Source organism: Microbacterium sp. GXF0217, from assembly GCF_054798195.1.
Genome location: NZ_JBSJZG010000005.1, coordinates 221,493 through 240,968, shown reverse-complemented (window position 1 = coordinate 240,968; position 19,476 = coordinate 221,493). Strand labels below are relative to the sequence as shown.

The following is a 19,476-nucleotide window of genomic DNA, read 5'->3' as shown; positions in this document are numbered from 1 at the left end:
CGTTCAACGAACGAGAAGAGGAGTGCTCAGCGCGGGTCGTACCGGACCGGTTGATGTGTGCGCGCGACCAGCGTGCGCAGCTCTTCGAGGGTCGCCGGAGCAGCGCCGAGGGCGCGCGCCTGCACGAGCACGTTGCCGAGCGCGGTCGCCTCGACGGGGCCGGCGAGCACCGGCACGCCTGAACGATCGGCGGTCGCCTGACACAGCAGCCGGTTCAGCGATCCGCCGCCCACCAGGTGGATGGCGTCGATCTCACGGCCGGAGAGATCTCCGGCCGTCTGCACGGCATCCGCGAAGGCCTGCGCGATCGACTCGACGATCGTGCGCGCGAAGGCCGCGCGGTCGGCCGGCACTGCCGAACCACCGGACGTCAGCACGGCGGCGATGCGCGCCGGCATGTCGCCCGGTGCGCTCAGCGATGGGTCGTTCGCATCGAAAAGGGGGATGTCTCCGGAGACCGCCGCCGCGGCATCCAGCAGCTCTGACAGGTCGATCGAGGAGGCTTCCTCCGCCTCCCAGGCCCGCACCGTCTCGCTCAGCAGCCAGAGGCCGGTGACATTGTGCAGGAACCGGAACCGGCCGTCCACGCCGAGTTCGTGCGTGAAGTTCGCCTCGCGCGCGGCATCGGTCAGCACCGGCTCTGCGAGCTCGACGCCGACCAGGCCCCACGTGCCGCACGAGATGTACGCCGAGTCGGCGGTCGACAGCGGCACGGCCACGACAGCGGATGCCGTGTCGTGCGAGCCGACCGCGACCACGGGGAGATCCTTACCGATGCGCTCGGCGAGCTCCGGACGGAGCGTGCCGATCACCGTGCCGGGGTCGACGAGCGCAGGCAGGACGCGGGAAGGGATGCCGAGCCGCTCGGCCAGCTCCACGTCCCACTCCGACGACTCGACGCCCAGCAGCCCGGTCGTCGAGGCGTTCGTGCGTTCCGCGACCCGGGCCCCGGTGAGCAGGTACGCGACCAGGTCGGGGATGAGCAGCGCGGCATCCGCGGTCGCGACGGCGGCGTCCACGCGGTACTGGTACAGCGTGTTGAACGGCAGGAACTGCAGGCCGTTGCGCAGGTAGAGCTCGGCGAACGGGACGACCTCGTGGACTTCGGCCACGCCCCGGTCATTGCGCTCGTCGCGGTAGTGGAACGGCTCGACGACCAGTGCGCCGTCGCGCAGCAGGCCGTAGTCGACAGCCCAGGAGTCGATGCCGATGCTCTCGATCGCGGGTTCGCGACGCACGGCTTCGGCGAGCCCGTCGACGATGTGATCGTAGAGCGCGTCGAAGTCCCAGTGCAGCCCGTCCTCGCGCTCGATCGGTCCGTTGGGGAACCGGGTCACGAGTTCGAGTTCGAGCGCGTCAGGGCCGATCCGACCGATCACGACGCGCCCGGAGGTCGCGCCGAGATCGACGGCCGCGACCGCACGCACCGGTCCCTGAGCCCGTCGAAGGGTCATCGCAGGAACGCGGCGGCGACGCCGGAGTCGACCGGGATGTGCAGGCCGGTGGTGCGCGACAGCTCGGGCCCGGTCAGCACGAAGACGGCATCCGCGACGTTCTCGGGAACGACCTCGCGCTTGAGGATCGTGCGGTTCGCGTAGTACTGGCCGAGGTCCTCCTCCGCCACGCCGTAGGTCGCGGCGCGGTTGGCGCCCCAGCCCGAGGCGAAGATGCCCGAGCCGCGCACGACGCCGTCGGGGTTGATGCCGTTGACGCGGATGCCGAACTCGCCGAGCTCGACTGCGAGCAGACGCACCTGGTGCGCCTGGTCGGCCTTGGTCGCGGAGTAGGCGATGTTGTTCGGGCCGGCGAAGACGGAGTTCTTCGACGAGATGTAGATGATGTCGCCGCCGAGCTTCTGCTCGATGAGGATCTTCGCCGCGGCCTTCGAGACGAGGAACGAGCCCTTCGCCATGACGTCGTGCTGGAGGTCCCAGTCCTTCTCGGTGGTCTCGAGCAGGGGCTTCGACAGCGACAGGCCGGCGTTGTTCACGACGAGATCCACACCGCCGAACGCGAGCACTGCCTCGTTCAGCGCGGCCTGGATCGCGTCGGCATCCGCCACGTTGGCAGCGACGCCGATCGCGACATCCGTGCTGCCGAGTTCGGCGGCGGCGGCCTGAGCCTTCTCGAGGTCGAGGTCTGCGACGATGACGCACGCGCCCTCGGCGGCGAGACGGGTGGCGATGGCCTTGCCGATGCCGCTGGCGGCGCCCGTGACGAACGCGATGCGTCCCTGGTGCGTCTTGGGCTTGGGCATCCGCTGCAGCTTGGCCTCCTCGAGCGCCCAGTACTCGATGCGGAACTTCTCGGCATCCGAGATGGGGGAGTAGGTCGACAGCGACTCCGCGCCGCGCATGACGTTGATCGCGTTGATGTAGAACTCGCCGGCGACGCGGGCGGTCTGCTTGTTCGCGCCGTACGAGAACATGCCGATGCCGGGGATCAGCACGATGAGGGGGTCCGCGCCGCGGATCGCGGGGCTGTTCTCATCGGCGTGGGCGTCGTAGTAGGCCTGGTAGTCGGCGCGGTACTCGGCGTGCAGCTCGTGCAGACGGGCGATCTGCTCCTCGAGGGGAGCGGTCGCCGGCAGGTCGAGGATCAGCGGCTTGACCTTGGTGCGCAGGAAGTGGTCGGGGCAGCTCGTGCCGAGCGCCGCCAGCTCGGGCGCGCGCTCCGAGGCGAGGAAGTCGAGCACGACATCGGCGTCGGTGAAGTGACCGACCATGGGCTTGTCGTGCGAGGCGATGCCGCGGATCGTGGCCGCGAGGGATGCCGCGCGCTCGCGTCGCTCGGCATCAGCGAGTGCCTCGTATCCGGTGCGCAGGCCGCCGAAGGGCTCGGCCTTGCCGTTCTCGGCGATGTACGCGGCCGCGGTGTCGATGATCCAGAGGGAGTTCGTCTCGGACTCCTCGGATGTGTCGCCCCAGGCGGTGATGCCGTGGCCGCCGAGGATGCAGCCGATGGCCTGCGGGTTCGCCTTCTTGATCTCGGCGATGTCCAGGCCCAGCTGGAAGCCGGGGCGACGCCAGGGCACCCACACGACCTTGTCGCCGAAGATGGTCGAGGTCAATGCCTCGCCGTCCGCCGCGGTGGCGATCGCGATGCCGCTGTCGGGGTGCAGGTGATCGACGTGCGCCGCGTCGACGAGACCGTGCATCGCGGTGTCGATCGACGGAGCCGCACCGCCCTTTCCGTGCAGGCAGTAGTCGAACGCGGCGACCATCTCGTCCTCGCGGTCAAGACCGGGGTAGACATCGACGAGCGCACGCATGCGGTCCAGGCGGAGGACGGCGAGGCCGGACTCCTTCAGCGTGCCCAGGTCTCCGCCGGAGCCTTTCACCCAGAGCAGCTCGACCGGCTGTCCGGTCACGGGGTCGGTCTCCGTGCCCTTCGCCGAGGTGTTGCCACCGGCGTAGTTCGTGTTCTTCGGGTCGGCGCCGAGTCGGTTCGAGCGGGCGATGAGGGCTTCTGCAGCGGGATTGGTCATGACGTGATTCCTTCGTGGTGAGTGCGGGAAAGCTGGGAGAGCCGCGCGGCGAACCGCTCGATCGTGCGCGTCGCGGCCGGCTCCTCCGGCCGGTTGAGATGCCCGTGCTGAGTGCCGGGCTCGGTGAGGACCTCGACGTCGCGGCCTGCTGCCGCGAGCGTCGCGGCGAAGAACTCGCCAGAGACGCGCAGTTCATCGGCGTCGCCGTTGACGATGAACGTCGTCGGGTAGTGGGCGAGATCGGATGCCGTGGCGTTACCAGGCACAGCAGGCAGCGGTGCATCGTCGACCGGGCCGCCGAGGTAGTTCTCGTACATGCGGAGCACGGCGTCCGGCGCGAATCGATCGGCATCCGGCTCGGCATCCAGAGCGGCGCGCAGCTCGGCATCCGGAGCGGGCTGGACCGCGAGCAGCGTCGGGTACGCGAGCAGAGCGAGCACCGGCGCGTCGGCGGTGCCGGCGAGGCGGAGCGCAGCGCCCGCGGCGAGGTTGCCGCCGGCACTGGTCCCGCCGATCGCGAGAGCGTCGAGCGAGATGCCGAGCTCCGCGGCGTGCTCGCGCGTCCACTGGAGCGCCGCGACCATGTCGTCGGATCCGGCCGGGTAGATGTGCCCCGGCGCTTCCTCCACGCCGGCGTGGAACTCCGCAGGCTTCGGTGCGAGGCGGTAGTCGACCGAGACGACGGTCGTTCCCCGAGCGGCGAGCTGCCTGGCGACCCAGTCCGACTCCGGCATGTCGATGTCGCCGAACAGGAAGCCGCCGCCGTGCGCCCAGACGAGTCCGGTGCCGTTCGGCGCCTCGGCGGGGTACACGCGCACGAGTCCGTCTGCGGCGGCGTAGGGCGTGGTCATTCGGATCCTCTCGAGGAAGACGCCGGGATGCGGGGATCGGCTTCCCGCATCCCGGCGGGTCTATCGGGTCAGGCGCCCCAGCCGGCCTGAACGCCACCGACGCGGTCGGCGGCGATCTGCTGCTGGTAGCCCGATGCGGCGTAGGCGGCCATCGGGTCGGCGGCCAGGCCGCGGCTCTCGCGCCACTCGGCCAGAGCCGGACGCACGTCCGTGTAGAACGCGTCCATGAAGACGGCGTTCGCGGCGAGCACGTCGCCCGACTTCTGCGCGGCGGCCAGCGCGTCGCGGTCGACGATCAGCGCGCGGGCGGTCATCTCCTGGACGTTCAGCACCGAGCGGATCTGCCCAGGGATCTTGTCCTCGACGTTGTGGCACTGGTCGAGCATGAAGGCGACGTCCGGGTTGTTGAGCCCGCCGCCGCGGATGACCTCGAACAGGATGCGGAACAGCTGGAACGGGTCGGCGGCGCCGACAATGAGGTCGTCGTCCGCGTAGAAGCGCGAGTTGAAGTCGAACGAGCCGAGCTTGCCGAGACGCAGCAACTGCATGACGATGAACTCGATGTTCGTCCCCGGTGCGTGGTGGCCGGTGTCCAGGCACACCATCGCCTTGTCGCCGAGCGCTGCGACCTGCGCGTAGGACGTTCCCCAGTCGGGAACATCGGTGTGGTAGAACGCCGGCTCGAAGAACTTGTACTCGAGCACGAGGCGCTGGTCGTCACCCAGGCGCGCGTAGATCTTCTGCAGCGACTCCTGCAGGCGGTCCTGGCGGCCGCGCAGATCGGCCTGGCCGGGGTAGTTGGACCCCTCGGCGAGCCAGATCTTGAGGTCGCGGCTGCCGGTGGCGTCCATGACGTCGATGCAGGCGAGGTGGTGGTCGATCGCCTTCTGGCGCACCGCGGCATCCTCGTGCGTCAGCGCGCCGAACTTGTAGTCGTCGTCCTGGAAGGTGTTCGAGTTGATCGTGCCCAGCGTCACGCCGAGGTCCTCGGCGTGCTTGCGCAGGTCGTCGTAGGAGTCGACGAGATCCCACGGGATGTGCAGCGCGACAGACGGCGCGAGCGCCGTGTACTTGTTCACCTGCGCGGCGTCGGCGATCTTCTCGTAGGGGTCGCGCGGCGTCCCAGGGGTGCCGAACACCTTGAATCGGGTGCCGGAGTTGCCGAAGGCCCAGCTGGGGAGTTCGATCCCCTGCTGCTCCAGCGCGGCCAGGTTCTCGGGGGAGAGGACGGACATGTTCACTCGCTTTCTGCGGTTCAGGATGCTGTGGCGGACAGCTGATCCGCCAGGTTGAAGACTTCGGTGAGGGGCGCTGCCGCCTGGTCGGGGCGTCCGGACAGGCCGACGAAGAAGCGCGCCATCTCGGCTTCCCAGCGGCCGGCGACCTCGGAGGCGGCGAGATAGGCCTGTGCGGCCTCGTCGTCGTCGGTCTCGTAGTAGCCGATCAGGCGGCCGCCGTCGCCGAGGAACAGCGAGTAGTTGCGCCGACCCGATGCCGCGATCTCGGCGAGCATCTCGGGCCAGACCGGAGAGTGGCGCTCGAGGTACTCGTCCAGCAGTTCGGGGCGGACCTGCAACTGGAAGCAGACTCGGGTGGGGGAGGTCATCGTCGACGGGCTCCTGGTTCGGTTGATGAATCGTTTCAAGAATAGGGTCAGCGGCCGAGATCCGCAACATCCGCCCTTCCGCTACGGTGTCTCGTTATGGAGCATCAGCAACGGGCGCTGGACGCCTACCTCGCGCAGGTCGCCGAAGACCCCGAGACGGTCGGCGTCGTCGTGATCGGATCGGTGGCGCGGGGAACCGAGCGCGAGGATTCTGACGTCGACGTCTATCTCGTCGTCACGCCGGAGGCCTTCGCGCGGTCGACGGCGGGGGATCGCTGGGCGTGGATCGATCGCCATGGGCTCGACTACCCGGGGTCGTACATCGACGTGAAGCTCGCGTCCCTCGACTACCTGCGCACCGCCGTCAAGCGCGCCGACGATCCGACGCGCGCGTCGTTCGCCGGTGCCAGGGTGGCGTTCAGCCGATCCGATGACCTGGCCGCGCTGGTCGAGCGGATCAGCGCCCTCGACGACGAGGTGTGGGCCAGCCGGATCCGATCGCACATCGCGCAGGCGCATCTGCACGGCGGCTACTTCCTGCGTCAGGCCGAGGAGCACGGCGATCCGTTCCTGCTGCAGCACGCCGCGGTGCACCTCTCGCTCGCCGCGGCGCGCGCCGCGCTCGCGAGCGCGCACCGGCTGATGCCGGGGCCGAAGTACATCCACGGACTCGTGCGCGAGATCCCGAGTCCCGATGGCTTCGTCGTGGCGTGGGATGCCGTGGTCGCCGCTCCATCGATCGCCACGGCGAACGCGCTCATCGGCATCCTCGACGAGTGGCTCGGCCGGGACCAGACCCGCGACGAGTCGCTGTCGGTGTTCATCCGCGACAACGAGCTCGCCTGGTTGCGGGGCACGATCCCGGCCGAGTACTTCTAGCCCTTGACGGCGCCGCTGGTCATGCCGGCGACGATCTGGCGTTGGAAGAAGACGTACATCACGAGCGGAGGGATCGTGATCAGCAGGATGTTCATGAACAGCAGATTCCACTGACTGAGGCTCTGGCTCTGGAAGTTGTACAGCGTCAGCTGCACCGTGGCGTTCGCATCACCGGGGAGGAAGTACAACGGGCCGGTGAAGTCGTTGAAGACTGCGACCGACTGCACGACGATCACCGTCACGGCAACGGGCTTGAGCAGAGGCATGACCACCTGGAAGAACAGCCGAAGGGGTCCTGCCCCGTCGATCACCGCGGCCTCGTCCAGCTCGCGCGGGATGGTCGACACGAAGGCGCGGAACAGAAGGATGCAGAAGCTCAGCCCGAACGTCGCCTCGATGAGGATCATGCCCGGCATGGTCTTGAACAGGCCGATGCCCTGCAGCACCCAGATCGTCGGGACCACAGCCGGCGGGACGATGAGCCCGGCGAGGACGAAGATGTTGATGACGGCGTTCCACTTCGACTTCCGCCGCTGCAGGATGTAGCCGACCATCGCGGCGAACACGACCATGATCGCGACGCTCGCCACGGTGAGGACGGTGGAGTTGATGAACGCCGTCACCAGCATCCAATCGCGTGCCTGCAGCACCGTGACGATGTTCTCCCACAGGAACCAGCCCTGTGCCGGAAGCGAGAACTCGAACAGCGACGCCTCCTGCGGATTCTTCACGGCCGTCAGGAAGATGAACGCGAAGGGCACGATGAACACGACAATCGACGCGAGGATCGCGATGATGCCGATCACGTAGCGGGTGAAGAACAGCCGAGGGGTCATCGGGCGCCGGTCGGAGCGGGCGATCTTCGCCTTGGACGACCCGGCCGTCGTGATGGCGCGGGTGAGGGTCATGACTCCACCTGCCTCTTGTTGAGGATGTACTGGATGGGCACGATGATCGCGGTCACGACGATGAACAGCACGACGTTGCCCGCGGTCGACAAGCCGTAGAAGCCGGCCTGGTACTGCTTGTAGATGACGGACGCGATCACGTCACTGGTGAAGCCGGGGCCGCCGCGCGTCATCGCCCAGATGAGCTCGAACGATCGCAGCCCGCCGATGAGCGAGAGCAGGATGACGGTCGCCGTGGCCGGCTGCACGAGCGGCAGCGTGATGTTCCTGAACCGCTGCCAGGCGCTCGCCCCGTCGACCTTGGCGGCTTCGAAGTACTCCTGCGGGATAGCGACGAGACCGGCGATGAAGATGAGGGTCGCGATGCCGACGCCTTTCCAGACGTCCACGAGCGCGACCGAGATCAGCGCCCATGCGGGGTCGGTGAGCCATCCGGGCCCCTCGATGCCGATGAGCGCCAGCGTCTGGTTGATGAGCCCGTCGAACGGGTCCATCAGCACCTTGAAGGTGATGCCGATGCCCACGGTCGACACGAGCACGGGAAAGAAGATGGTCGACCGCAGGTAGCCGCGGCCGAGGATCGAACCGGTCAGCAGCAGGGCGAGCGCGAGCCCGAGCACGACCTTGAGCGCGCTGGTCACGAACCCGTAGACGAACGTGTTGATGAAGCCCTGCACGAGCATGGGCTCCGTGAAGAACTGCACGTAGTTGTCGAAGCCGATGAACTCGATGTCGAAGAGCGACCATCGGGTCAGGCTGAAGTAGAACGAGGCGAAAGTGGGGATCGCGAACAGGACGATGTAGAGCACCGCGGACGGGATGTAGAACCACGTCGGGTAGGAGCTCTTGATGCCCTTCCGCTTCCCGGGGGGTGCGGCAACAGCAGCGGTCATGGTGTCTCCGTCGAAGGGGTGGCGGTGCGGGCCCGCGCAGCGGGCCCGCACCGGGGTCAGGCGCTGATCACCAGCCGTCGAGTCCGAGCTGCTGAGCCTGCTTCTTCACGTCCTCGTCGTAGAGGGCTGCGCCGTCGGCGGCCGGGCGGATGCCGCTGCCAACCTCGACCGTGATGTTCTCGAGGTTCGGGCCCTTGATCGGAGACAGGAACTCGAGTGCCGGGTTGGTGTTGCCCTCGTCGAAGTAGGGCTGCATGTCCTTGAGGAGGCCAGGCACATCGTCCGGGAGTTCGCACGCGCTCGTGGCGAACGGCCCGCTCGGCACCATGACGGTGGTCTGGACCTCGCAGCCGCCGGGGGAGTTGATGAAGGCGATGAAGGTCTTCGCCGCCTCGAGCTTGTCTCCCTCGGTGGTCTTCGGGATGTAGACCGCGTTCGGCAGCCAGACCGTCAGCTTCGTGTCGTCGGCGTTCTGCGCGGGCAGCGGGAAGACGCCGATGTTCTCCAGCTCGTCGGGGAAGTTCTGCTGGAACGTCGACACGATGCCGGTGAGGATCGGGTAGTGCGCGCCCTCGCCGGTGGCGACCATGCGTGCGCCGTCGTCGTACAGTGCCGAGGCGTAGTCCTCGTTCCACCAGCCGGCCTCGAAGCCGGCCTGCTGGTTCGCGAAGCCCTGCAGCGCCGGTTCGTCGGCGTACTTCCGCTCACCGGCGGTGTACTCGTCGGCCCAGTCCGGATCCTGCGCGAGCACGTTGCCGAAGTCGCCGAGGATGAACAGCTGGCTCGTCCACGTGTCGCCGTAGGTCTGGATGACCGGGGCGATGCCGGCGGCCTTGATGGCCTCGTTGTTCGCGGCGAACTCGTCCCAGCTGGTCGGGACCTCGAGGCCGAGGTCCGCGTAGACCTTCTTGTTGTAGACGACGGCTCCGGCCTGCGTCGCGCCGAACGGCGCTCCGTAGATGCCGTTCTCGGTCGAGACGACCGCTGTCATGGTGTCGATGAGATCGCCGACCCAGGGCTGGTCGTCGAGCGGGACGAGGTTCTGATCCGGGTTGAGCGCCTGGAAGAGCGAGCCGGAGTTGTAGTAGAAGACGTCCTCCATCTCGCCGGTGGCGAGCTTCGTCTTCATCAGGTTGTCGCCCTCGGTGCCGGCCGGCTGGGACTCGAGCGTGACGGTGATGTCGGGGTTCTCGGCCTCGAACGCTTCGATGAGCGCCTCGGCGACCTCGATGTTCGTGCCGGTGTTCTGCGTGAGGAAGCTGATCTCGACCTTGCCGTCGGCACTGTCACCGCCTCCGCTGCTGCAGGCGGCGAGTGGAACTGCGAGGGCTGCGACGCCGGCTGCGGCGACGAGGACCCTTCGGGTACGGGTGCTGTCCATCCTTCTACCTCCATGTAAAAGCTGACTCGTGGTTGCGGTCTCGACGTCGAGACCGCCATGCTGTTGAATGGGACGCGTTGAAACCATTCAACTTCCCGTAAGGTACGACGATCCGCGACGAGAGTCAACGGTCGATTCTGAATTGAGACGTGCGCGAGGATGCGCACCGTGGAAGGAACGACGCCATGGCGGCCACCCCACCCCTCACCCGGTCCGATGCATCGACGCGCGTCGTCTCGCTGCGCACGCAGCACGGCGCCGCACTGCTCGGCATCCCCTCGCGCGGACTGCGACTGACGTGGCGCACCGAAAGCTCCGCACCCGGCGCCGAGCAGGTCGCCTATCAGCTCGCGACGGGCGCGGCCGGTGGCGAACTCACCCAGGGCGAGGTCGTCGCCTCGGCCGAATCGGTGGCGGTCCCGGTGGGCGATCTCGCATCGGGAGAGCGCCGCGGGTTCGCCGTGCGCATCGCGACAGCGGAGGGCTGGTCGAACTGGAGCGAGGAGCTCGTCGTCGAAGCGGGCGTCGACGCGGAGGAGCTCGCCGCCGCTGTCATCGGCATCCCGAGCGAGGTCGAAGGCCCGACCGCCCTGCTGCGCACGACGTTCACGGTCGAGGCGCTCCCCGAGCGCGCTCGCCTCCGGCTGAGCGCGCTCGGCCTCGTGGATGCCCGGATCAACGGCGTGCGAGCCGGCGACGCCCGGCTGACGCCGGGGTGGACGTCATACGGGGCCCGCGTGCTGATGGACACGATCGATGTGACCGATCTGCTGCGCGTGGGCGAGAACGTTATCGTGCTCGAGATCGGCGACGGCTGGTACCGCGGCCGGATGGGATTCGCGAATCGCACCGCGATCTACGGCGACCGGTCCGGCGCGATCGCGCAGATCGACACCGACGCCGGAGTGCTGGTCGCCACCGACGAGAACTGGCGCGGCGGGTTCGGCGCGGTGCGGTCGGCGAGCATCTACGACGGAACCGTCACCGACCTGCGCCTCGCGGTCGCCGGGGTGCACGACCCGGGGTTCGACGACGCGTCGTGGACGCCGGCATCCGTCATCGAGACGGACCGCGCGCGGTTCGAGCCGCGCTCGGCGCCGCCCATCCGCGTCGTCGCGGAGCGCGACATGACCCGGATCGATCGTGACGGCGCCGTCCAGTTCGACAGCGGACAGAACATCTCCGGCTGGGTGCGGCTGGTCGTCCGAGGGCGCGCCGGTGACGTCGTGACGGTGCGCCACGCCGAGATCCTCGAGCCGTCAGGAGACCTGCACACCGCGGCGCTGCGGACGGCGAAGGCGACGGATTCGTACACGCTCGACCGCGACGGCGAGCACGTGCTCGAGCCGCAGTTCACGTTCCACGGCTTCCAGCACGCCGAGGTCGCCGGTCCCGTCGAGGTCGTCTCGGCCACGGCCGTCGCGATCTCGAGCGACCTGCCGGCCCGCTCGAGCTTCCGCTCGGCATCCGCCGCCCTCGACCGATTCCACTCGAACGTGTTCTGGTCGCAGCGCGACAACTTCGTCTCGGTCCCCACCGACTGCCCGCAGCGCGACGAACGGCTCGGCTGGACGGGGGACGCGCAGGCGTTCGCCGCGACGGCCAGCACCCTGATGGATGCCGAGGCCTTCTGGCGCAACTGGCTGCGCGATCTCGAGGCCGACCAGACCGACGAGACCGGTGTCGCCTCGGTCGTGCCCGACATCATCCGCTTCGAGGACATGCGGATGGGGGCGGGGCCGGTGAACAACATGGGGCGCGCCGGCTGGGCGGATGCCGCGACCATCGTCCCCTGGGCCGTGTACGACGCCTCCGGCAGCGACGAGGTGCTGCGGCAGCAGCTGAGCAGCATGCGCCGCTGGGTCGAGCACCTGCGCCGCCGTGCCGGTGACGGCGTCGTGCTGCCGACCGAGCCTTTCCAGTACGGCGACTGGCTCGACCCGGATGCCCCGGGGGAGCGCCCGTGGGAGGCGAAGGTCTCCAGCGACTACGTCGCCAACGCGTTCTACGTGCACTCCGCCCGCCTGCTCGCCCGCGCCGAACGACTCGTCGGCGACGCGGAGCGCGGCGACGAGTACGCCGCGCTCGCCGCGCGCGTGGCGACGGCGACCTGGGAGCGCTGGGGTGCCGAGGCCGTCGCTACCCAGACCGGCGCGGCACTCGCTTTGGAGTTCGCGCTCGCTCCGGAGAGCGAGCGCGCCGCGATCGCCGACGGACTCGCCGCGAATGTCCGCGCCGAGGACGGCCGGATCTCGACGGGCTTCCTCGGCACGCCGCTCGTGCTGTTCGCCCTCTCGAACAGCGGCCACCTGGACGAGGCCTACCTCATGCTGCTGCGCCGCGAGGCCCCCAGTTGGCTCTACCAGGTCGACCGCGGAGCGACCACGGTGTGGGAGCGCTGGGATGCGATCCGCCCGGACGGCACGATCCACTCGGGAGACATGGATGCCGGATCTCATGACTCCGGCGGCAGCATGCTCTCGTTCAACCACTACGCGTACGGCGCCATGATCGACTGGGTCTACCGGACGGTCGCCGGCCTCGCCCCCGCCGAGCCTGGATACCGGCGCGCGCGGATAGCCCCGCGGCCCGCGGTCGGGCTCGACCACGCCGCGGCAGCCATCGACACCCCGTACGGTCGCCTCGCGATCGACTGGCGGCTGGAGGGCGACCGGCTCCTGGCGACGGTGGAGGTGCCGTTCGGCGTCACGGCAGAACTGGATCTTCCCGTGACCGCGTCCTCCACCGTCACGGTCGGTGGAGCACCGGCATCCGATGTGCTGTCCGGCGGAACCCACGAGATCACGGTGACGGCGCCTGCCGTCGCCAGGAACGAGGAGCGAGCATGAGCACGACCATCACGCGCGTCGAGGTCGACGCACCGTACGGCAGCGACGTCGTCGCGACGCCCGAACCGGCCATCGGGTGGATCACGGAGACGGATGCCGCGGGCTGGCGCCAGGCGACGGCGGAACTCGAGCTGAGCGCAGCGGACGGCACCCAGCACCACGTCGTCGATGGGCGGCAGTCGGTGCGGGTGGCGTGGCCGTTCCGCGCCCTCGAACCGCGCGAGCAGGTGTCGCTGCGCGTGCGGGTCACGGGCGCCGACGGCTCGGCATCCGAGTGGAGCGCGCCGCGTCGGATCGTCGCCGGCTTCCTCGCCGACGGCGAATGGCGGGCCGGTGCGATCGCGGTCGCCGCACCGGAAGGGCCGGCGGAACCCGCCGTGCTGCGGCGCGGGTTCGCCGTGTCCGGCGACGTGCGCAGGGCGACGCTCTACGCGACCGCTGTCGGGGTCTACCAGGCCGCGGTGAACGGCGACGATGTCGACGATCAGGTGCTGAAGCCGGGGTGGACGCCGTTCCAGGCCAGGACCGTGCACGAGAGCACCGACGTGACGGCGCTGCTGCGCGCAGGGGAGAATGAGCTCACCGTGCGCCTCGCCGGCGCGTGGGCGACCGAGCGGTACGGCTTCCGCGACAACGCCGCGCCCGTCTACACGGACCAGCCGCGGTTCGCCGCCCAGCTGCTCATCGAGTACGCCGACGGGCGAAGCGAGCTCATCGTCACCGACGACACGTGGGAGAGCGCTCCTGGTCCGATCACGACGAGCGGGCTGTACGCGGGGGAGGACCACGACGCCAGACGGACGCCGTCGTCCTGGGCGCCGGTCGCCGTCTCCCAGGACATCCCCGTCCCCGGCGTCCGCATCTCCCCGTTCGTGCGACGCATCGAGGAGCGCGCGGTCGCCGAGGTGATCACGACGCCCAGCGGCCGGACCGTGCTCGACTTCGGGCAGAACCTGGTCGGTCGGCTGCGCATCCGGGTGTCCGGCCCCGCCGGATCCGTGGTGACGCTGCGGCATGCCGAGGTGCTCGAGCACGGCGAGCTGGGCACGCGGCCGCTGCGCGCCGCCGCCGCGACGGACCACTACACGCTGCGCGGCATCGGGGTCGAGGAGTGGGAGCCGGAGTTCACATTCCACGGATTCCGGTACGCCGAGATCGACGGCTGGCCCGGCGACTTCGACTCCGCCGACGTCACGGCCGTCGTGATCCACAGCGACATGGAGCGGACCGGGTGGTTCGACACGTCCCACGCGCTCGTGCGGCAGCTGCATGAGAACGTCGTGTGGGGGCTGAAGGGTAACTTCCTCTCGGTGCCGACGGACTGCCCGCAGCGCGACGAGCGGCTCGGCTGGACCGGCGACATCCAGGTGTTCGCCCCGACGGCGAGCTTCCTCTACGACGTGCGCGGATTCCTGGATTCGTGGCTGCGGGATCTCGAGATCGAGCAGATCGACGGGGTCGTGCCGTTCGTCGTGCCGAACGTGCTGGGGCCGGCGCGTCCGGCCGCCGCCTGGGGCGATGCCGCGACGGTGGTGCCGTGGGTGCTGCACGAGCGGTTCGCCGATCGGGATGTCCTCGAGCGCCAGTACGACAGCATGCGCGCCTGGACCGACGCGATCGTCGCGCTCGCCGGGGAGCGGCGGCTGTGGGAGGGGATGTTCCAGTTCGGCGACTGGCTCGACCCTGATGCTCCGCCGAACGAGCCGGCCAGGGCCAAGACCGCGGCCGACGTCGTCGCGTCAGCCTACGTCTTCCGCTCCGCCGATCTGACCGCCCGCACGGCGGCACTGCTCGGGCGGACAGCGGATGCCGAGACATACGCCCGCATCGCCGAAGAGGTGCGGCAGGCGTTCCTCGCCGAGTACGTCACACCGGCCGGCCGCATGATGTCGGATGCGCAGACCGGGTACGCGCTCGCGATCGTGTTCGACATCATCGAACCGGAGCGCCGGCAGGAGCTCGGCGACAGACTGGCCGAGCTGACGCGAGTCGGCGGATATCGGATCGGCACCGGCTTCGTCGGAACGCCGATCATCCAGGACGCGCTCACGCGCACTGGGCATCGGGAGGTGGCCGCTCGTCTGCTGACGGCGACCGACAATCCGTCCTGGTTGTATCCGGTCACGATGGGGGCGACGACCGTCTGGGAGCGCTGGGATTCGATGCTGCCGGACGGCACCGTCAACCCGGGTGAGATGACCTCGTTCAATCACTACGCGCTCGGAGCGATCGCGGACTGGCTGCACCGCTCGCTCGCCGGTCTCGCGCCGGCCGAACCCGGCTACGCGCGCCTGCACATCGAACCGCATCCGCTGCCCGGGTTCGAGTTCGCCGAGGCCGTGCACCTCACGCCGTACGGGCGGGCGCGCGTGCGCTGGGATCGCGAGGGCGACGACATCGTGGTGCAGCTCACGGTCCCGGCCAACGCCGAGGCCGACGTCGTCCTGCCCGACGGGCAGCGGCACGCGGTCGGCTCCGGTGAGCACCGGTTCTCGAGCGCTGCACCGGTGCTGCGCGATGCGCCGTCCGCCGTAGGGCTGTCCTCGAGCCTCGCCGAGATCATCGACGACGCCGAGGCGTACTCCGAGATCGGCGATGCGCTGAACGCGTGGCGGCCGTCTGCCGCCTCGGCGTTCCGCGACGCGACGCAGTGGGGCGACCGCCTGATCCTGGAGGAGCGGCTCGCGCACCTGGCAGGGCCCGAGGTGCGTACGGAGATCGCGCAGCGCCTTGCCGCCCTCAGCGCGCGCCGGAGCACCGGCGCATAGGGGGCGGTTCGGATGCCGTACACTCGCGGACAGCGCGCGTCGGAGCCAGGAGTCGCGCCGGGAAGAGGCGGAAAGTGGCAGTGAGCGTGCGCGACGTGGCGGCGACCGCGGGGGTCTCGGTCGGCACCGTGTCGAACGTGCTGAACCGACCGGACAAGGTCGCTGCGGGCACCGTGGAACGGGTGCAGGCCGCGATCGCGGAGCTCGGCTTCGTGCGCAACGACGCCGCACGTCAGCTGCGCGCCGGTCGCAGTCGCAGCATCGGACTGGTTGTGCTCGACGCCGGCAACCCGTTCTTCGCCGACGTCGCCCGCGGCGCCGAGGCGCGTGCCGAGGAGGACCGGCTCGCCGTCCTGCTGGGCAACAGCGATGAGGATGCCGCCCGTGAGGACGGCTATCTCGACCTCTTCCAGGAGCAGCGCGTCAACGGGGTGCTGATCACTCCGGCATCCGACGATGCGGACAAGCTCCGCCGTCTGCAGGATGCCGGGACCCCCGTCGTCCTGGTCGACCACGAGATCCCGGGGAGCGGGTTCAGTTCGGTGTCGGTCGACGACGTGGAGGGCGGCTACCTGGCGGCGAAGCACCTGCTGGACGTCGGACGGCGTCGACTGGTGTTCGTCGGAGGGCCCGCAGCGATCGCGCAGGTCGCGCATCGCATGGCGGGGGCGCGTCGGGCGGTGGCCGAGGTGGCGGATGCTGCGCTCGAGGTCATCGAGATGCCGGCGCTGACGGTGCTGCACGGACGGGACGCGGGGGAGGATCTCGTCCGTCGCAGCGCCGCCGACCGTCCGGATGCGATCTTCGCCGCGAACGACCTGCTCGCCGTCGGCATTCTGCAGGCGCTGACGATGTTCAGCGATGTGCACGTGCCCGACGACATCGCGTTGATCGGCTACGACGACATCGACTTCGCCGCCGCGACCGTCGTCCCGCTGAGTTCGATCCGCCAGCCGGCGCAGCTGATCGGGCACACCGCCGTCGATCTGCTGCTGCGATCGATCGACGATCCGGATGGGGACTACGAGCGCAACGTCCGCTTCCGGCCCGAACTCGTGGTCCGCGCCTCCACCGCCGGCTGATTCCGAGAAGCAGGCGCGCCGTCGTCGGCGCTCGAGCCGGGGTCGGGCGCGCCGAGGGGCGCGCCGGTCGATGCCCGCTCGTTCGGGGCCGGATTGAGCAGGACGCGCTGCACCGGGCGCTCGGGGTCGGCGATCCTGGCGAGGACGAGCTGGAGCGCGATGCGGCCGATCATCGCGCGCGGCGGCGCGATGCCGGTGATCGGGGGCGTGAACATCTCGGCGAACTCGTCGTCGTATGCGATCACTGAGAGGTCCCCGGGGACGGAGAGTCCACGGGCCAGGGCGAGATCCACGATGGCCATGGCCTCACGGTCGGAGTGCACGAGCAGGCCGGTGACGCCGGCCTCGGCGATGCTCTCCAGGACCTCCTGGACCGTCCCCGAGAAATCCGGCGCGCCGCGGTCCGGCAGCATCCGCTCCAGATGCTCGGACGGCCCGAGTCCGAGCGATCGGCAGGCCGCGGCGAGATCCCGGATGCCCGCACGCGCGATGTTCTGCGGAGCAGCACTGTGCTCGCCGTGCGGCGGTGGCCGCTCACCCTCGCCTCGTTCGCGGTGATCGCGGTGCAGGCGGCGGCCGTCACCGTCGCTCCGGCGATCGCGATCGGTCTGACCGCCGCGCCGTGCCTCTACATCGTGTGGGCCGGCGGCCGGTACGCGCCGCCTCGCGGAGACGGGTGAGCTCATCGCGACCATCGACGGCTTCGCCGCGCGGGAGGAGCGCGCAGCGCTCGCGCAGGCCGAGGTGCTCGTGACCGGATGGCGCACGCCGAGGGTCGACGATGCCGTGCTCGCCTCCGCTCCGAATCTGCGGTGGATCCTGCAGGTGGCCGGCTCCGTGATGCATCAGCTGTCGCCGGCGATCTGGGAGCGCGGCATCCGTGTCGCCTCCGCGGTCGACGCGAACGCCGCTCCGGTGACGGAGCTCACTCTCGCTGCGATCCTCATGGCGAACAAGCGCGTCGCGGATCTCGCCCGCGCGTACCGCGAGCGCCGCGCGTACATCGAGCAGGCCGAGCTCGGGGTGATCGGAAACTACCGTCGGCGCATCGGCATCGTCGGTGCGTCCCGGATCGGACGCCGTGTGGCCGACCTGCTGCGTCCGTTCGACCTCGAGGTGGTGCTCTTGAACCGATTCTCACGGACGCGGAGGTGGGAGAGCTGGGGGGCGGTGCCGCTGCCGCTCGAGGATCTCTGCCGCACGAGCGATGTGGTCTCGCTGCACGCCCCCGTGGCTCCGCCTCAGACCGGACAGGCAAGAATGTGATGATGAACGAGACGCAGACACGACGCTGGGACTTCTCTCCCTGGCTGTTCCCCGGCGAGGCCGATGTCGACGCCCAGGCGCGCCAGGAGGAGGTGCGCGCGGCGATCGCGGCGCGCCCCGACCATGCGCTCGGCGATGGCGTCTTCATCGCGACCTCGGCGAACGTCGACACGGATTCGCTGGAGCTCGGCCGTGGCTCGACCGTCGCCGCCGGCGCCTACCTCTCCGGCGATCTGCGCACCGGCGAGCACTGCACGATCAACGCCTACACCGTGGTGCGGGGCGCGGTCCGGCTCGGCGACGCGGTGCGGGTCGGCGCGCATACGTCGATCCTCGGCTTCAACCACACGATGGACGATCCGGACAAATGGGTGTTCCATCAGCCGCTCACCTCCCAGGGGATCACGATCGGCGACGACGTGTGGGTCGGCTCGCACGTGGTGATCCTCGACGGCGTCACGGTCGGCGATCGAGCGGTGCTCGCCGCGGGTGCCGTCGTCACCAAGGACGTGCCTTCCGGCGCGATCGTCGGCGGCAACCCGGCCAAGCTGATCCGCTGGCGCATCCGTCCGGACTCCGAGACTCAGCGCGACGGGCTCCCCGCGCTCGTCGGCCGGTACGGGGAGCGAGCGCGCGCGCAGGCCGAGACCGTGCTCGATCGGTACTGGGATGCCCAGCGCGGGCTGTTCGCGGACAGGCCAGGAGCGGTGCCGACCGTGCGTGCGCAGTGCGATGCGGTCGAGATCGCCGATCTGCTGCTGGGCCGGGCGCCGGCGCAGACGCCACGGGATGCGGTCGTCGAGAGGCTCCGCGGCTGGCAGAGCCCCCGCAGCGGCATGATCGGACGGCTCGACGAGTCCGGCATCCTCATCGAACCGGAGGGCCTCACCGACCCGGATGCCGGGTATCACGTGCTCAGCGTCGGGTACGCGCTCGACGTGCTCGGCAGCGAATTCGCGCATCCTCTCCGGTTCATCACGGAGACCACGCCGGCCGAGCTCGTCCGGCGTCTGGATGCGCTCTCGTGGCGCACCGGGGCCTGGAATGCCGGGCACTGGACCGACATCCTCGGCACCGCCCTGTGGTGGTCGGTGCAGCGCGGAGACACGATTCCCGATGGCGTCGAGGAGGCGCTCTTCGGATGGCTGTTCACGCACGCATCTCCGTCCACCGGAATGTGGGGCGAGCCGGCAGACGCGGATGGTCTGCTGCAGATCGTCAACGGCTTCTACCGGGCTTCACGGGGCAGTTTCTCGCAGTTCCGTCGCCCGGTGCCGTACGCCGACCGCATCGTCGACACGGTGCTCCGGCACTCCGCTGACCAGCGGTTCTTCGCACCGGATCGGTTGAACGCCTGCAACGTGCTCGACGTCGCTCATCCGCTGTGGCTGGCCGGACGCAACGGCTATCGCACCGCGGAGACCGAGGAGGTCGCGACCACGCTGCTGCGGCACGCGCTGGACTCGTGGCGTGACGGCGAGGGCCACGGATTCCACGTCGGCGGTC

15 protein-coding genes and 1 pseudogene are annotated in these 19,476 nt (G+C 69.6%); 7 read left to right on the top strand and 9 right to left on the bottom strand.

Going from position 1 to position 19,476, the window contains the following annotated elements; all coding sequences use genetic code 11:
• Positions 1-26: 26 nt before the first annotated feature.
• The 5 genes from ACWAT3_RS12590 to ACWAT3_RS12570 form a co-directional block, all read right to left on the bottom strand.
• On the bottom strand, positions 27-1,454 hold the full coding sequence (locus tag ACWAT3_RS12590) for a rhamnulokinase (protein ID WP_460798900.1): 1,428 nt from the start codon (positions 1,452-1,454) through the stop codon (positions 27-29).
• Positions 1,451-3,487: a bifunctional aldolase/short-chain dehydrogenase gene (locus tag ACWAT3_RS12585; protein WP_460798898.1), complete on the bottom strand. Its 2,037-nt coding sequence runs from the start codon at positions 3,485-3,487 to the stop codon at positions 1,451-1,453. The genes ACWAT3_RS12590 and ACWAT3_RS12585 overlap by 4 nt, the downstream gene beginning before the upstream one ends.
• Positions 3,484-4,338: an alpha/beta hydrolase gene (locus ACWAT3_RS12580; RefSeq protein WP_460798897.1), complete on the bottom strand. Its 855-nt coding sequence runs from the start codon at positions 4,336-4,338 to the stop codon at positions 3,484-3,486. Before ACWAT3_RS12580 ends, ACWAT3_RS12585 begins: the two co-directional genes overlap by 4 nt.
• A 68-nt stretch (positions 4,339-4,406) precedes the next feature.
• A complete protein-coding gene (gene rhaI / locus ACWAT3_RS12575; RefSeq protein ID WP_460798895.1) occupies positions 4,407-5,573 on the bottom strand; it encodes an L-rhamnose isomerase in 1,167 nt (388 codons plus the stop codon).
• Between the two features lie 20 nt (positions 5,574-5,593).
• Positions 5,594-5,944, bottom strand: a complete 351-nt coding sequence (locus ACWAT3_RS12570; protein WP_460798894.1) for an L-rhamnose mutarotase — start codon at positions 5,942-5,944, stop codon at positions 5,594-5,596.
• Positions 5,945-6,040: 96 nt separating this feature from the next.
• Between ACWAT3_RS12570 and ACWAT3_RS12565 the strand changes: the two genes are divergently transcribed.
• Positions 6,041-6,823, top strand: coding sequence for a nucleotidyltransferase domain-containing protein (locus tag ACWAT3_RS12565; RefSeq protein WP_460798893.1), 783 nt, complete (start codon positions 6,041-6,043; stop codon positions 6,821-6,823).
• Here the strand turns inward: ACWAT3_RS12565 and ACWAT3_RS12560 are convergent.
• From ACWAT3_RS12560 to ACWAT3_RS12550, 3 genes are all read right to left on the bottom strand, one after another.
• The gene (locus ACWAT3_RS12560; protein WP_460798985.1) at positions 6,820-7,659 is read right to left on the bottom strand and encodes a carbohydrate ABC transporter permease; all 840 of its coding nucleotides are present in this window, start codon (positions 7,657-7,659) and stop codon (positions 6,820-6,822) included. The genes ACWAT3_RS12565 and ACWAT3_RS12560 overlap by 4 nt on opposite strands.
• Before the next feature lie 68 nt (positions 7,660-7,727).
• Positions 7,728-8,624 (bottom strand): carbohydrate ABC transporter permease, encoded by an 897-nt coding sequence (locus tag ACWAT3_RS12555; RefSeq protein WP_460798891.1) that lies wholly within the window; start codon positions 8,622-8,624, stop codon positions 7,728-7,730.
• A 67-nt stretch (positions 8,625-8,691) separates the two neighbouring features.
• Positions 8,692-10,005: an ABC transporter substrate-binding protein gene (locus ACWAT3_RS12550; RefSeq protein WP_460798890.1), complete on the bottom strand. Its 1,314-nt coding sequence runs from the start codon at positions 10,003-10,005 to the stop codon at positions 8,692-8,694.
• A gap of 185 nt (positions 10,006-10,190) precedes the next feature.
• On the opposite strand from ACWAT3_RS12550, the gene ACWAT3_RS12545 reads away from it, so the two are divergent.
• The 3 genes from ACWAT3_RS12545 (at position 10,191) to ACWAT3_RS12535 (ending at position 16,704) form a co-directional block, all read left to right on the top strand.
• Entirely contained in the window at positions 10,191-12,854 is a 2,664-nt protein-coding gene (locus ACWAT3_RS12545; protein ID WP_460798889.1) for a family 78 glycoside hydrolase catalytic domain, read from the top strand.
• Entirely contained in the window at positions 12,851-15,622 is a 2,772-nt protein-coding gene (locus ACWAT3_RS12540; RefSeq protein ID WP_460798887.1) for an alpha-L-rhamnosidase, read from the top strand. Before ACWAT3_RS12545 ends, ACWAT3_RS12540 begins: the two co-directional genes overlap by 4 nt.
• Positions 15,623-15,696: 74 nt before the next feature.
• Complete coding sequence (locus ACWAT3_RS12535) at positions 15,697-16,704, top strand: LacI family DNA-binding transcriptional regulator (RefSeq protein ID WP_460798886.1); 1,008 nt, start codon at positions 15,697-15,699, stop codon at positions 16,702-16,704.
• Here the strand turns inward: ACWAT3_RS12535 and ACWAT3_RS12530 are convergent.
• Complete coding sequence (locus ACWAT3_RS12530) at positions 16,644-17,117, bottom strand: substrate-binding domain-containing protein (RefSeq protein ID WP_460798884.1); 474 nt, start codon at positions 17,115-17,117, stop codon at positions 16,644-16,646. The genes ACWAT3_RS12535 and ACWAT3_RS12530 overlap by 61 nt on opposite strands.
• Positions 17,118-17,126: 9 nt before the next feature.
• On the opposite strand from ACWAT3_RS12530, the gene ACWAT3_RS12525 reads away from it, so the two are divergent.
• The 3 genes and pseudogenes from ACWAT3_RS12525 to ACWAT3_RS12515 form a co-directional block, all read left to right on the top strand.
• Positions 17,127-17,384: a hypothetical protein gene (locus ACWAT3_RS12525; protein ID WP_460798883.1), complete on the top strand. Its 258-nt coding sequence runs from the start codon at positions 17,127-17,129 to the stop codon at positions 17,382-17,384.
• 4 nt (positions 17,385-17,388) lie between these two features.
• On the top strand, positions 17,389-17,970 hold the full coding sequence (locus tag ACWAT3_RS12520; protein ID WP_460798984.1) for an NAD(P)-dependent oxidoreductase: 582 nt from the start codon (positions 17,389-17,391) through the stop codon (positions 17,968-17,970).
• A gap of 407 nt (positions 17,971-18,377) precedes the next feature.
• Positions 18,378-18,548: pseudogene (locus tag ACWAT3_RS12515) on the top strand (DapH/DapD/GlmU-related protein); the annotation flags it as partial.
• Positions 18,549-19,476 lie beyond the last annotated feature (928 nt).

Bases quoted from the DNA above. Each gene is read 5' to 3' on its own strand.
- ACWAT3_RS12545 (WP_460798889.1), top strand. From the start codon at position 10,191: ATGGCGGCCACCCCACCCCTCACCCGGTCCGATGCATCGACGCGCGTC.
- ACWAT3_RS12580 (WP_460798897.1), bottom strand. From the start codon at position 4,338: ATGACCACGCCCTACGCCGCCGCAGACGGACTCGTGCGCGTGTACCCC.
- ACWAT3_RS12590 (WP_460798900.1), bottom strand. From the start codon at position 1,454: ATGACCCTTCGACGGGCTCAGGGACCGGTGCGTGCGGTCGCGGCCGTC.
- ACWAT3_RS12525 (WP_460798883.1), top strand. From the start codon at position 17,127: ATGCTCGGACGGCCCGAGTCCGAGCGATCGGCAGGCCGCGGCGAGATC.
- ACWAT3_RS12550 (WP_460798890.1), bottom strand. From the start codon at position 10,005: ATGGACAGCACCCGTACCCGAAGGGTCCTCGTCGCCGCAGCCGGCGTC.
- ACWAT3_RS12540 (WP_460798887.1), top strand. From the start codon at position 12,851: ATGAGCACGACCATCACGCGCGTCGAGGTCGACGCACCGTACGGCAGC.
- ACWAT3_RS12570 (WP_460798894.1), bottom strand. From the start codon at position 5,944: ATGACCTCCCCCACCCGAGTCTGCTTCCAGTTGCAGGTCCGCCCCGAA.
- ACWAT3_RS12530 (WP_460798884.1), bottom strand. From the start codon at position 17,117: ATGCTGCCGGACCGCGGCGCGCCGGATTTCTCGGGGACGGTCCAGGAG.
- ACWAT3_RS12565 (WP_460798893.1), top strand. From the start codon at position 6,041: ATGGAGCATCAGCAACGGGCGCTGGACGCCTACCTCGCGCAGGTCGCC.
- ACWAT3_RS12585 (WP_460798898.1), bottom strand. From the start codon at position 3,487: ATGACCAATCCCGCTGCAGAAGCCCTCATCGCCCGCTCGAACCGACTC.
- rhaI (WP_460798895.1), bottom strand. From the start codon at position 5,573: ATGTCCGTCCTCTCCCCCGAGAACCTGGCCGCGCTGGAGCAGCAGGGG.
- ACWAT3_RS12555 (WP_460798891.1), bottom strand. From the start codon at position 8,624: ATGACCGCTGCTGTTGCCGCACCCCCCGGGAAGCGGAAGGGCATCAAG.
- ACWAT3_RS12560 (WP_460798985.1), bottom strand. From the start codon at position 7,659: ATGACCCCTCGGCTGTTCTTCACCCGCTACGTGATCGGCATCATCGCG.